Genomic DNA, 15071 nt, shown 5'->3' on the forward strand with positions numbered 1-15071 from the left:
TTTTTCGTTTTTTATTGTGGGTGCAATTAGAGTTCTTCTCCTGTTAAAAATAATATCATTTCTTTAATGGCCTTTTGACATACCGGACAAAATCCATCTGCAGTATTGGTTTTCATTCTACAATCTATATAAGGTCTGTAAACCCCCTTGGCAACATATCCACCGCCTTCGTAAACACCAATAATATCTTTTTGTTTAGCATTTGCTGGAGTTGGTATTGGAGTGTTCTCATCAAGCATTGTCTTCCACTTGCTATCAAAGTTAATTAAAGTGGTTAAATTAGGTTGCCAAGGTTCAACGGCAGTATTAAAAAAATCAGAGTAGCTCACTTCTGATGTGTAATATTCATCGCCTAATGCAGCAAAAGAGTGACCAAATTCGTGGACAAATACAGGCTCAGAATTGCCATGATGCGCTGCGGTTGTAGAGAAGTGATTGTATATTCCGCCACCGCCATATTTTTCAGTATTTACTAAAATGTAGATTTGATCATAAGGAACAAGAGCCGCATAATCCCTAACAGTGAAGGTATGGGTAGTTTCTAAATATCTGTCGGAGTTAAGGGTGTTAAAACTAGCTTGCAAAGCCGTGTTTTTCCAAATGTCTTTTCTAGGGTCACTAACTCCTGATTCTTCAGAAATGGCATCTATCATCCAAATATTAAATTTGTTTTTATACTGATCAAAGGGGGCTTGCGTAAATAAGTAATTGGATAAGCGTTCTACATCAGCATGAAATATCTCCATTTCATCTTCGGTATAGCCTTCAGCAATAATGGCTATGTCAACACATTTTGTTGACTTTCCGTTATCAATAAATTTATGGGTTTTAGCTATTGCTTTACGCTCGATTATAGAATGTGCCTTAGGGTCAATGGTAAAGGTTTTTACTAATTTAAATTGATTTGCTTCATCGCGAGTTTCAATGTCAACTAATACCTTCTTTTTGGGAAATGGGCACTGTACTGTCTGAAAAAAAGCACTTTCGTTTTCTTCAGCTTCAATAGTTGTTTGCCATTCCTCAAAGAGAGTGCAAAATCCATGGGTATATAAAACCTGTTTCGAAGAATAATCTTTAACTACTAATCTAAATTGACCATAATCAAACGGACAAATTAAATTATTATAGTTTCCTCCCCAATGAGGTTCCTTTATGGTTTCAAATATTGATATGTCGGTGCTTTTATTGTTTCCGGTTAAAACAAAATCGATACGTAAAGCCTCCTTAGTGAAGCTTTGATTAAACTGAGCATTGGGTTTAATAAAAGTAGTTAATGATAATATTACAATAAAAAGTGCCTTATGCATATAAGATAAATTAGTGTGTACGATAAAAAATGTTGAATGGATTGGAATGGTTAAACAACTTCTATGTAAATATACAAAACAAGAGTGCTAATATATAGTTAAACTGTTTATTTTTGGGGATACAATAAATGATAAAATTTTATGGAAACCTTAAACAAAGAAACCGAAATATATAAATGGTTTAGAGATGCAATGTTGGATTTGGGTATGAGTGAACACCTTATATCATATGCGCGCGCTGCTGTATTATGCCTTATAGTATTATTAGTTGCTAAAATAGCGCATTGGATTTTTAGCAAGTATGTAGTGAAGGTTATTGAGAAAGCCTTGAAGAAAACCAAAACTAAACATGACGATGTATTTATTGAACGTAAATTATTTAAGAATATAGGAAATATCATTCCAGCTATTGTTATTTATACAACTCTGAATTGGGTGTTCAGAGAATTTGATGGAATTAATAACCTGCTTCATAATGTAGTTTCGGTATATTTTATAATTGCCATATTGCTCATTGTGCAATCCTTTCTGCGAGGTCTGACCGATATATATGAATCTTTCGATTATAGTAAAGATCGACCTATACGAAGTTACGTACAAACTATAATGCTTCTTTTTACCGTTATTGGAATTCTGATTATTATATCCATATTATTCGATGTAAAACTTACCAAAGTTTTTACTGGTATTGGGGCAACAGCTGCTGTTATCATGTTGGTTTTTAAAGATACAATACTTGGTTTTGTAGCAAGTATACAACTGTCGGCCAATAATATGGTTAAGCCTGGCGACTGGATTTCAATGCCATCGCAAGGGGCAGATGGAACAGTTTTGGAAATTACCCTGAATACGGTAAAGGTTCAGAACTGGGATAAAACCATAACTACTATACCGACCTATGCATTGGTTAGTAATAGCTTTTCAAATTGGAAAGGTATGGAGGAATCTGGTGGCAGACGCATAAAACGATCTATTAATGTGGATATGAAATCTGTGAAATTTTGCACTGAAGAGATGATTGAGAAGTATGGTAAAGTGCATCTTTTGAATGGCTACATGCAAGATAAATCGAAAGAAATTAAGCAATACAATGCATCAGCTAACATTGATGAGTCTGTTTTTGTAAATGGAAGGCGCATGACTAATTTGGGTGTTTTTAGAGCCTATCTGGAAAGTTATTTAAGGCAACATCCTAAAATTCATGATGGAATGACCTTTTTAGTTCGTCATCTTCAACCTAACGAGAAAGGTTTGCCTATTGAGATATACGTATTTAGTACTGATCAGGCTTGGTCTAATTATGAGTCAATACAAGCTGATATTTTTGATCATATTTTAGCTGTAATTCCCGAGTTTGAATTGAGGGTATTTCAATATCCTACCGAAGTAGGCTTAGCTGGTTTAAGTTAATTATTAAAGGATATTTGATTAAAAAGTGGTTAGTTTTATTATTTTGAGCATGCTAGCTGTAAACTAATAGTTAAATAAATATGATCAAACTACATGTTTTATATGTTTTTGTTTTCTATTTTTGCGCAGATTATTACTAAATTAAACGTTTCAATAACAAATTATAAATTCAAGTATTGCCAAGATGGAGAATAGCCAACAAATTGATAGTTTGGATAAAAAGATATTAGCACTTGTTACACAAAATGCTAGAATCCCTTTTTTAGAAGTTGCAAGAGAGTGTAAGGTGTCGGGAGCTGCTATTCATCAACGTATTCAGCGTTTGATGAATCTTGGAGTTATTAAAGGTTCTGAATTTATTATCAATCCTGCAAAAATAGGTTACCACACTTGTGCATTTATGGGGATATTTTTAAAGAAAGCCAGTCTTTTTGATGAAGTTGTAAGTGCTTTAAAAGAGATACCTCAAGTTGTAGAGTGTCATTATACTACAGGGCAGTATGCAATCTTTATTAAGATATACTCAAAGAATAATGAAGATTTAAAGATAATGCTACATGATAAATTGCAATCTATTGCTGGAATTTCAGCAACAGAAACAATTATATCTCTTGAAGAAACATTTAAACGTCAATTACCGATTGACTAAATTATAAGGTATTTATATTTTATTTGAGCTTGTTCTTTATTGAGCAAGCTCTTTTTGTTTCTATAATTGCCATTCTCCAGATATGATTTTATTCAAAGGCGCAATAAATTTAGAAAAGTTCAATACTAATAGATTTATTAAGGGATCATTTTTAGTGATAGAAATATAATTGTCACTATTAATTTTCATTAATGTAGCTCTTTGGTATTTACTATTTTCTGTAGAAAGTACAAGGTGGGGGAGAATGGATGAGGTTGCTTCAATTTTTGGTTCACTGTTACTTATTACTCCTTTATGCACTAGGAATGGGTGTATTTCAAAAAAGTTGTATGTGTTATCTCCCAGATATAAATTAAACTGAAAGTTTTGTTTCAGTGGAATCTGAAAGTAAAAGTTAAAGGTTTTGTTAGGATCAATAATATGTGCCGATAACATGTTCGAGTGCATATTATTAGGGGTGTAATGCAGCCTCCATTCAATGTTTGCATAATCTTTAAATTGCTCTATAATTCCAAGCCAATTTAATAAGCGTGGCCATAATGTTATGGTAAAGTGATCGTTCCAACTATTTTCTTCTTTCAGTTGAGTTAAATTAGCAAGCGTAAAGTCAATCTGTGGTATTTTCATTTTATTACCATTTATAAATTATGGAGCGATAGTAATACATAATGTTATTATTTACAAGTATTGCAAGGTTTAAATCATGGCAGTACAACTTGAATCTCTTTATTCACACGTTAGGCATAAAAAAGTCCCCGTAGGGACTTTTATTTACTTAACGCTATTAATTTACTTCTACCGTTATTTAATTTGCTGTAAATATTTTTTTCGTGCCTCTAAAATTAATTCAACATTTAAATTCGGATTAAAAACCCTAACCATATCAACGATATTAAAATCTTTATGGAAGTGACCCAAGGCAGCATCAAATGAAGTGGCTTCCCAATTGTATTTAACCTTTTTTGTTACCTCTTCAAATTCGCTCCATTTTAATTGGCGTGGTAAAGTGAAGTATCCATGGTCTTTTTCACTTCGATCTAAATAAATACCTTCTTGCACTTCTTCAAGACAGAAGAATTTTTTGAGTCGAATGATAGCCGTTGCCGAAATGTTTTTGCTTGGCTTTTTCTTGAAAACAATTCCTTCATCTAAAAAGCACGATTGAAGGTCTCTTACCTGATCGTAATCAGTTAAATGACGAACCCTTATTGTGTGATATGATTTGTTGTAAAATGATAAGGTACCTGCATCGGCATGAAAGCCATCCGGAAAGTACCGCATTATGTTTTGTCGGGCTCTTGTGATTTCTTCAAGAGTATAGAGTCTGTCTACTACAAAATAAATATATAGTGGCTTTGATTTTCCAGGAGCATCACTATAATAATTAAAGAAACCGGGGAAAGGTTCTGGTGCTTCTAAAACAAAAGTATTAGGTAAGATTTTCTTTGTCATGGTAACAAGCTCTTCAGCTTTTAATAAGTTACCATAGGTGTCAATTATTTTAGATGTATCCATAGTAGTACTGATTTAGATTATTTTAATTGTAATAAGGTACAAAAAAAAATGTATAAGTCAATAGGCTACTTACGGGTCTTTAATTATGCATGATCTCTTGTGAAAACAGGTTCATCTTCGGTCGATAAGTTATTGTTATAGTAATATCCATTAAAATCAAATGCCTTTAAATCATCTACATTGGTTAATTTATTTTGGATAATAAATCGTGTCATTAAGCCCCGAGCCTTCTTAGCATAAAAACTAATAATTTTGTACTCTCCATTTTTCAAATCTTTGAATGTTGGCGTTATAATTGGCACCTTTATATTACTCTTCTTTACAGCTTTAAAATATTCATTTGAGGCAAGGTTAATTAGCGCTTTATGATTTTCTGTTTGGATGTCTTCGTTCAACATATCGGTAATTTTACTGCCCCAAACATTGTAAAGATTCTTATATTTTTTGAACGAAAGTTTAGTTCCCATTTCTAAACGATATGGCATAATTGTATCCATAGGTCGCAATAAACCGTATAAGCCAGATAATATACGTAGTTGGCTTTGCGCAGTAGTCACATCTTCTTCAGATAATGAAAAGGCATCTAAACCTTGATAAACATCTCCCTTAAAAGCAAACAGGGCTTGTCTAATATTTTCAGGTTTAAAGGGGTATTCCCATTCTTGATATCTATTATAGTTTAACTCAGCGAGTTTATCACTTATCTTCATTAAATATCCGATATCTGATATATTTCTTTTTTGTAATTCCTCAACAATAAGCCGGGGTTCTTCAGTAAAACGGATATTACTTTTGTTTTCAATTGAAATTGGGCTTTCAAAGTCGAGAGACTTTGCTGGTGATATAATAATTTGCATACTCGTGTTTGTAAAATATTAGGTAATTAATTATACAACTAATAGTATCCGTATTTGTTCCAATCGGGATATAATAAATCGGATGTATTTAAGTTTATCCTAGTAATAACTATTTATATCACAATTTTAATAATATAAATTGTATTAATACCCATGCAATATCATATTCACATTCTATTTTATTAGTTTTGCAGGGTTAATTATCATCACAAAAAAGAATACAAATATATATGACCACAGAAAAGGAACAAAACCTTGAATCACTAGGAGAGTTTGGACTTATTGAGCATTTAACTAAAAATGTAGAAATTAAACATAGCTCTACTATAAAAGGAGTAGGTGATGATGCTGCTGTAATCAGCACTGACAAACACCAAGTGGTAACAACTGACCTTTTATTACAAGGTATTCATTTTGATTTAGTATACACACCATTAAGGCATTTGGGCTATAAGTCAGTTATGGTAAACTTGAGTGATGTATATGCTATGAATGCGATTCCGAAGCAAATTACGGTTTCCTTAGGCATTAGCTCTAAGTTTAAATTAGAGCATATTGATGAATTATATGCGGGTATAAAAATGGCCTGTGAAGCGCATAACATTGATTTAATAGGAGGAGATACCTCTACTTCATTAACTGGATTAACCATTTGCATTACTGCAATTGGTGAGGCTAATAAAGAAGATATTGTTTACAGAAATGGTGCACAGCCAAACGATTTAGTATGTGTAAGTGGCGATTTAGGTGGCGCTTATATGGGCTTGCAAGTATTAGAGCGTGAAAAAGCCGTTCATGCAGGTAACACTAAAGTACAACCTGATTTATCAGGATACGATTATATATTGGAGCGTCAATTAAAACCTGAAGCCCGAAAGGATATTATTGAATACTTGGCGTCTATTGGCGTAAAACCAACTTCAATGATTGATATTTCTGATGGCTTATCATCAGAAGTGTTGCATCTTTGTAAGCAATCGAAAGTAGGAGCTAGGATTTACGAAACAAAAATTCCTATTGATCCTGTAACTTCAATGATGGCTGAAGAGGTAAATATGAGCCCTACTGTGGCGGCTTTAAATGGTGGCGAAGATTATGAGTTGTTATTTACTATATCGCAAGCCGATTATGAAAAGTTTTCGGAAGAAACTGATTTGAAAATTTATACCATAGGCCATATTACCGAAGAAAGTAAAGGTAGCTATTTAGTAACAGGCGGAGATCAGGAAGTTGCCCTGCAAGCTCAAGGTTGGAATGCTTTAGCTTAAACAAATTTTCATTGTCCTAATCCATTTAATTATATGTTAGAGTACATAAAAGGTCATATTATAGAAGCGAGTCCAGCTCATTGTATTGTTGAAAACAATGGGCTAGGCTATTTTATTAACATATCAGTTAATACCTACACAAAGCTTCAAAATCAGAAAGAAATACAATTGTTCTTATTCGAACAGATTCGTGAAGATGCACATAATCTATATGGGTTTTACGAAACTACAGAACGTGAAATATTCAAACATTTGATATCGGTTAGTGGTATTGGTGCCAATACTGCTCGCATGATGTTATCGTCAATGTCTCCGGGAGAGATACACGAAGCAATCACTTCAGGAAATGTTAATGTTCTAAAAGGAATAAAGGGAATTGGGGCAAAAACAGCTCAAAGAGTGATAGTTGACCTTGCTGATAAGTTAGGTAAGGAACCAGTAGATCAAAAATTATTTACTGATCAAAACAATACAACTAAAGAAGAGGCGTTATCTGCTTTAGTGATGTTGGGATTTGCTAAGAATAGTGCACAAAAAGTTGTAACTAAAATCTTAAACTCTGAGCCGGACTGTAAAGTTGAGGATGTAATTAAAAAATCATTAAAAATGCTATAGAGAATACGAGTACGCAGGCCCCCTAATTTTTAATCCTATAATTGAATCAAAACTTGAGTGAAGTTTTTAAAAATACTTTAAAACTCTCTATTGTTATATTAAGCTGTTTGGGCTTGACTGATGCTTGGGCGCTTAATAGTAGCTTACCACTTGCTGAATGGCAAACCCAAGAACCGGACTCTATCTATACCGGTACTCGATTTGAGAGTATTGATTCTAAAGGTAATAATCCTTTTGCAGAGAAGAGTTCAAGTCGTTCAATGCAGCTTAATGACGCTTCAAGTCTTAATTATACATCAGAATATGACCCCGCGACAGGGCAAGTTCATTTTTATCGTAAAATAGGAAATATAGACGTAAAGCTCCCTTACTCTATGACGGTGGAGGAGTACATGAATGAGGATGTGCGAAATTCCATGTTAGCGTATTGGGATCAAAGAGCCCGATCTGCAGGTGATGAGAATGATCAGTTTAGTATTTTCAATCCAAACTTTAATGTAAATAGCGAACTCCTGGGTAATATATTTGGCAATAATATGGTGAATATTAAGCCGCAAGGGGTTGCCGAATTACGCATTGGGGTAACTACTAGTAAAATTGATAACCCCACATTACAAGAAAACCTCAGGAAGACTACCACTTTCGATTTTCAGGAAAAGATTCAGATGAATATCCAAGGTACTATTGGAGATAAACTGAAAATGGGTATTAACTATAATACCGAAGCTACATTTGAGTTTGAGAATCAAATGAATTTGGAGTATGAAGGTAAGGAGGATGATATTTTGCGTTCTGTTGAAGCGGGTAATGTAACACTGCCACTACCAGGAACTTTAATTACCGGTAGTCAGAGTTTGTTTGGTGTTAAAACCGAAATGCAGTTTGGTAAATTATCTGTTACCTCTATATTTTCTCAACAAAAAGGAGAAACCTCAGTATTAGATATACAAGGAGGTGCGCAGAAGCAGGAATTTGATATGCCTGTGAATGAGTACGACAAAAACCGTCACTTCTTTTTATCTCATTATTTCCGCAATTTATACGATATAACACAAAAGACCTACCCTATGTTACCACGCATTAATGTTCAGCGTGTTGAAGTTTGGGTTACTAATAGATCTGGGAATGTAAATGATGCTCGCGATATAATTGCATTTGCCGATCTCGGTGAGTCTGGGGGGGGCGTTGGCTCTGATAATCCCTATATGATCAGTCCAAAAAAATGGGGAGGTAGTGGTGCTAATGTGAACCCAACGAATGATGTTAACTCCTTGTATGCATCAATAATAGAAGGTGGAGAATATAGTTCTGTTCGCGATATTAAGAATGCATCGGCACAATTTAATGGTGTGATTAAGGATGGGACAGATTATGAAAAATTGGAAGGTGCTCGTATGCTGTCGTCAACAGAATATACATTAAATCGAAGTTTAGGTTTTATATCATTAAATATGTCGCTTAATGCGGATGAGGTTCTAGCCATTGCTTATGAATATGATTATGATGGAGCAACATATAGGGTTGGAGAATTTGCCAATAATGGGATTGATGCACCTCAGGCACTATATCTTAAAATGCTAAAAAGTACCAATTTAACGCCTACAGTGAAGCCATCGTGGGATTTGATGATGAAGAATATTTATGCAATAGGTGCGTATCAGGTAAATAGAGAAGACTTTATATTTGATGTGGCTTATGTTGATGATTCTACTGGTACTGCCATTAATTATTTCCCTGATGATGTGCCTAACAATCCTAATATGAAGGGGAAGCTTCTATTAAGGGTAATGAACCTTGATAAGTTAAATGAAACTTATGATCCTTATCCAGATGGCTTTTTCGATTACATTAATGATCAAACCATTTATCCACAAAACGGAAGGGTAATTTTTCCTGTACTTGAACCTTTTGGATCATTCTTAGAAGGTCAATTGGGTGGAGATAAAAAACTGATTGAAAAATATGTTTATCAAAGCTTATATGATGAAACCTCAACTATTGCCGAGCAAGATGCGGAAAAAAATAAGTTTAGGTTAAGGGGGTCGTACAAATCAAGTGTAAGCAACGAAATATCCTTAAATGCCCAAAATATCCCGCAAGGTTCTGTAATTGTAACTGCTGGTGGTATTAAGTTGGTTGAGAATGTAGATTATACTGTAGATTATTCTTTTGGTACCGTAAAAATTATCAATCAAGGCTTATTGGCCAGTGGGTCTCCTATTCAAGTATCCTTAGAGAGTCAGAGTTTGTTTAACCTGCAAACCAAAACAATGCTCGGTACCCACATGAATTACCAAATAAATAAGGACTTTAATATTGGCGGTACGGTAATGTACCTTAGTGAGCGTCCGTTAACCCAAAAGGTTAATATTGGCGACGAACCTATTTCCAACACAATTTATGGTTTTAACACTTCGTACTATAGCGAAACACAATGGTTAACCAATGCTTTAGATAAAATTCCGCTATTGAGTGTGAAAGATGTATCAAGTATTGCTTTCGAAGGGGAGTATGCTCAGTTAGTGCCAGGTAGCCCAAGTGTGGTTGGTAACCAGGCTTATATTGATGATTTTGAAGGTACTAAGATTTCGATAGATATGCGCAACTGGACGGCTTGGAGTATTGCAGGTACGCCTCAAGATTCAATATTATTTCCAGAGTCTAGCTTAGTCAACGACTTGGCATATGGTTATCAAAGAGGTAAATTGGCTTGGTATATTATCGATCCCTTATTTTCAAGGAGTAATCAGTTTACCCCTCAACATATCAAGGATGATCCAGATGAGCAATCGAATCATTTTTCGCGCGAAGTATTTGAAAAAGAGATTTTTCCTAATAGACAAGCTGTATATGGACAGGCCACTAATATTCCGGTATTAAATGTAGCCTATTATCCTAAGGAGAGAGGGGTTTATAACTTTAGTACTGATGTAGAAGAAAATGGAGACCTAAGAAACCCTGAGAATAATTGGGGTGGTATCATGCGTCGTGTTGAAACCAATGACTTTGAGGCTGCTAATATTGAGTTTATTGAGTTTTGGATGATGGATCCATTTGTTTACGACCAAAATGTTGAAAAAGCAGGAGATTTATATTTTAATCTGGGTAATATATCAGAGGACGTATTGCGTGATTCGCGTAAATCCTTTGAACAAGGATTACCAGGTCCTGATCAAGTTTTTGAAGATCATGTTGAGAAAACAAATTGGGGCTATGTACCATCTAATAGTCGTTTAAGTATAATTAACGCATTTAGTAACGATCCTGCCACTCGATTAGCGCAAGATGTTGGATTAAATGGTATGCCAAGTTCTAGAGAACAAGTGTTTTATGCAGAGTATATTGCAGAGATGCAGGCGCTCCTGAGTTCAGGAGGACTATCGTCTGAAGCTTATGACAAGATTATGGCTGACCCCGCTTCTGATGATTACCATTATTTTAGAGGTTCTGATTACGATCAGGATAAAACATCAATATTAGACAGATATAAGAATTTTAATGGACTTGAAGGTAACGCTGTTCCTTCTGAGTATTCTCCAGAATCATACGCAACAGCAGCAACTACGCTTCCTGATCAGGAAGATGTAAATAGGGATAATACCTTAAGTGAAAACGAAAGTTATTACCAATATAAGGTTCGCTTGGATCCAAATGAAATGGTTATTGGTCAAAACTATATTACAGATAAGGTTGAAGCTGAAGTTGACTTAAAGAATGGAAATACAGAGAAAGTTAATTGGTACCAATTTCGAATTCCTATTAATCAGCCAGATCAAACGATAGGAAGTATTTCCGATACACGCTCTATAAGGTTTATGCGTATGTTTATGCATAATTTTTCTGATACAACCATTTTACGTTTTGCTACCTTGGATTTGGTACGAAGTGAATGGCGTATTTATGGCGATGATTTAGAGGAGGATAATGAAAGTGTAGTGCCCAATGATGATACCAAATTTGAAGTTGGGGCTGTTAATATCGAAGAGAATGCTTCTAAGCAACCAGTGCCATATGTACTACCTCCTGGAGTTGATAGGGTTATAGATCCTGCCAATCCCCAGTTGCGCGAATTGAATGAGCAATCTATTTTATTAAAAGTAACTGATATTGCAAAGAACGACAGGCGTGCTGTATTCAAAACCCTGAATATGGATATGCGCCAATACGGCAAATTAAAGATGGAGGTGCATGCCGAAGAAATAGTTGAGGGAACAATCGGAAAAGGCAGAGCTCGTGCCTTTATACGTCTTGGGTCAGATGCTCGTAATAACTATTATGAGTATGAAATTCCCTTAAGTATGACGCCACATAATGCTACAGACCCCGAAGCCATTTGGCCTGCTGAAAATAGATTTGATTTTGCCTTTGAGAAATTACAAGCGGTTAAATTATTACGTAATAATAACAATTATCCGGTAGGCGATGTGTATACCATGAAGGACGACGAGAACTGGGTTAAGATTAAGGGTAATCCTAACATCGGTAACGTTCGTACAATTGTTATTGGTATTAGAAGTATGGTAAGTGAAGACCTCGCATCTTTTGAAACGTGGTTTAATGAATTGCGCTTAACCGATTTTAACGAAGAAGGCGGATGGGCAGCAAATGCACGTGTAAATATTAAGTTATCTGATTTCGGTAATGTGTCCGTGGCAGGTAATACATCGTCCATTGGTTTCGGAAGTATAGAAAAGAGTGTTGCAGAACGAAGTCAGGAAGATTTCTATCAATACGATATTGCCGCAAACCTTGATTTGGGTAAGTTTACAGGAGCTAATACTCGTATGACTATTCCATTTTATTATGGAACATCTCAAGAAGTATCTACACCAAAATATTTCCCTCTCGATCCGGATATACCCCTAAAAGTAGCTTTGGATAATGCCGAGAGTTCAGAAGAACGCGATAGTATAAAAAACATATCGCAAGATGTAATAAAGCGTAAAAGCTATAATTTTACCAATGTACGCTTGCAACCTAAAAGTAACAAGTCAAGGGTGTATGATATTTCTAACCTTTCGGCGAGTTACTCTTTTAGCGAAACAGAAGCACATAATATAAATACCGAAAAAGCGCTCGATAGAGATTACAGAGGTGTGCTGGGCTACAACTTTAATAATAGACCAAAAGCCATTGAGCCTTTTAAGAAAAGTAAAGCCCTAAAGGGTGAGGCCTTTAAGTTGATAAAGGATTTCAATTTTTACTTAATGCCAACACAACTTTCGTATCGAACAGAAATGATGCGAAATACCAATGAGCAACAATTACGCGTAGTTAATAACCCTGATTATGTGATTCCTAAAACTCAGCGACGAGATTTCTATTGGAATCGCTATTTCGATCTGCGATTTAATTTAACCAAGAATCTTAAATTCGATTTTAAATCGACCGTTAATGCGCGTATCGATGAAATTGACCCTCTTTACGATATTGATGATCCTAATGCCGATCCTTATTACGAGTCTAGAGATCGTATTTTAGATAATATAAAATCGGGCGGTAGAACCACTAATTACCTGCATAATTTTAATTTGAGTTATAAAATACCAATCGATAAGCTCCCCTATTTAAATTGGACTACCTCTACCATACGCTATAGCGGAATGTATAATTGGGTTGCAGCTCCTTTGCAGGATTCTAACGATCCTGATGCTTTCAATTGGGGTAACACCATTAGTAATTCCAATAATATTCAAAGTTCAACACAGCTTAACTTCACAACTTTATATAACCGCTCTAAATACCTGAAAGGTTTATCGCGTAAGTATGGTAATTCACGTTCTTCACAAAAGAAATCAACCAAACGAACGGTACGTTATAATAAGGAGAAAGTAAAATTAGCCAAGGGTCAATCGTATATCATTAATCATAAACTTAAAACTACCGAGATTCGTGTTCGTGTTTTCGATGAAAATGGTAGAACGGCTAAAGGAGAAACCACTCCAATTAGTGAAACAAAGGCTGAGTTTATTCCTAGTCAGGATTATGATAATGCCCGAATAATGGTTACAGGTACTGTTGAAGATAAAACAACCATATTCGGAACTGCTGTCGACTATAGTGCCATGTTCTTAACAGGAGTTAAAAACTTCTCGGTAAATTATACCGAAACCAATGGTACTATATTACCTGGATATCTTCCTGATTCTAAGTTTTTAGGTACATCAACTTACCAAGGTAATAGTGCACCAGGTTACGCATTTATTGCAGGATGGCAGGATAGAGATTATGCACAAAAGGCGGCTGATAATGGTTGGATTACAGCTGATAGTATTAATCAAGCTTATGCCATGACGCATCAAGAAGACCTTAGCTTGAAGGCCACCATTGAACCCATAAAAGGTTTACGTATCGATTTAACTGCCAATCGCCGTTATTCAAATAATATGAATGAGTATTATAGGCAAACTAATGGCATGTTTGAGGCTACCAATACCCGAGAAAGTGGTAATTTCACCATGAGTATAAACTCCTTCAGTACGGCATTTGAAAAGGTTGATATTAATGGAACCTATGAATCGAAAAATTACCAAACCTTCCTGGATAATAGGGTAATTGTAGCTGAGCGTTTGTCAAATGAACGCCTCAATTCTGGTATCGATGAAAAATACACTCCCGAAGATGCTGCCGATCAAGATGGGTATGGTTTAAACTCACAAGAAGTTCTAATCCCTGCCTTTTTAGCAGCATATGGTGGCAAGGATCCAAATAACATATTCACAGAATTATTCCCAAGTTTAGCAGCTATGCGTCCTAACTGGCGTATAACTTATGATGGATTAGGACGAATTAAACTATTTAAAAACGTATTGCGTTCGTTCGATATTTCGCATGGATATCGCTCAACCTATAATGTGGGTTCTTATATTACAGATACCGATTATGGGTTTGACGAAGATGGTGTGACTTGGATGCGTGATGCACAGAGTAATTTCTTACCACAATTCCAAGTAAACTCGGTTACTATAAATGAAACTTTTAGTCCTTTATTGGCATTCAATATTACGTGGAAAAATAATATGACCACCCGTTTAGAAACCAAAAAAGCACGTACCTTAAATTTGAGTTTAGCCAACAAGCAGCTCATCGAAAATCACAACCAAGAATATGTTATTGGTGTAGGCTATCGTTTCGATAAAATGGATTTGATATTCGGAGGAAAAGGCGGTCAGAAAAAAATGTCGAGCGACTTAAACTTACGAGCAGATATATCAGTACGTGATAATGTAGCCATTATTCGTCAAATAGAAGAGGGAGTTGATCAGCTCACCTCAGGTCAAAAAATAACAACCCTTAAGTTCACGGCCGATTATGTGTTAAGCGATAGATTTAATATGCAGGTATTTTACGATAGAGCCATTAACTCGCCTTATATATCGCTTTCCTATCCAACAACCAACAGTAACTTTGGCGTAAGCTTTAGATTCTCGTTAACAGAGTAGGCAAAAAA

Annotated in this window: 9 protein-coding genes; 5 read left to right on the forward strand and 4 right to left on the reverse strand. The window is 35.2% G+C overall.

Features of this window, described 5'->3' with window-relative positions:
* Positions 1-26: 26 nt before the first annotated feature.
* Positions 27-1307 (reverse strand): M64 family metallopeptidase, encoded by a 1281-nt coding sequence (locus tag A8B35_RS01745; protein WP_068471581.1) that lies wholly within the window; start codon positions 1305-1307, stop codon positions 27-29.
* A 141-nt stretch (positions 1308-1448) separates the two neighbouring features.
* Between A8B35_RS01745 and A8B35_RS01750 the strand changes: the two genes are divergently transcribed.
* On the forward strand, positions 1449-2717 hold the full coding sequence (locus A8B35_RS01750) for a mechanosensitive ion channel family protein (RefSeq protein ID WP_068471582.1): 1269 nt from the start codon (positions 1449-1451) through the stop codon (positions 2715-2717).
* A gap of 184 nt (positions 2718-2901) precedes the next feature.
* Entirely contained in the window at positions 2902-3366 is a 465-nt protein-coding gene (locus A8B35_RS01755; protein WP_068471583.1) for an Lrp/AsnC ligand binding domain-containing protein, read from the forward strand.
* 60 nt (positions 3367-3426) lie between these two features.
* Here A8B35_RS01755 and A8B35_RS01760 read toward each other — a convergent pair whose 3' ends face one another.
* The 3 genes from A8B35_RS01760 to yaaA form a co-directional block, all read right to left on the reverse strand.
* A complete protein-coding gene (locus tag A8B35_RS01760) occupies positions 3427-3993 on the reverse strand; it encodes a hypothetical protein (RefSeq protein WP_068471584.1) in 567 nt (188 codons plus the stop codon).
* 174 nt (positions 3994-4167) lie between these two features.
* On the reverse strand, positions 4168-4881 hold the full coding sequence (locus A8B35_RS01765; RefSeq protein ID WP_068471585.1) for a hypothetical protein: 714 nt from the start codon (positions 4879-4881) through the stop codon (positions 4168-4170).
* A gap of 83 nt (positions 4882-4964) precedes the next feature.
* The gene (gene yaaA, locus A8B35_RS01770) at positions 4965-5738 is read right to left on the reverse strand and encodes a peroxide stress protein YaaA (RefSeq protein WP_068471586.1); all 774 of its coding nucleotides are present in this window, start codon (positions 5736-5738) and stop codon (positions 4965-4967) included.
* 230 nt (positions 5739-5968) lie between these two features.
* On the opposite strand from yaaA, the gene thiL reads away from it, so the two are divergent.
* Genes thiL through sov form a run of 3 tightly spaced genes read left to right on the forward strand, consistent with a single transcriptional unit; the run spans position 5969 to position 15063 of the window.
* Positions 5969-7006, forward strand: coding sequence for a thiamine-phosphate kinase (gene thiL, locus A8B35_RS01775; RefSeq protein ID WP_068471587.1), 1038 nt, complete (start codon positions 5969-5971; stop codon positions 7004-7006).
* A gap of 33 nt (positions 7007-7039) precedes the next feature.
* Positions 7040-7621, forward strand: a complete 582-nt coding sequence (ruvA, locus tag A8B35_RS01780; RefSeq protein ID WP_068471588.1) for a Holliday junction branch migration protein RuvA — start codon at positions 7040-7042, stop codon at positions 7619-7621.
* A 53-nt stretch (positions 7622-7674) separates the two neighbouring features.
* A complete protein-coding gene (gene sov, locus A8B35_RS01785; protein ID WP_068471589.1) occupies positions 7675-15063 on the forward strand; it encodes a T9SS outer membrane translocon Sov/SprA in 7389 nt (2462 codons plus the stop codon).
* Positions 15064-15071 lie beyond the last annotated feature (8 nt).

It is taken from the genome of Saccharicrinis aurantiacus (genome assembly GCF_001660705.2).
GTDB lineage: Bacteria > Bacteroidota > Bacteroidia > Bacteroidales > Marinilabiliaceae > Saccharicrinis > Saccharicrinis aurantiacus.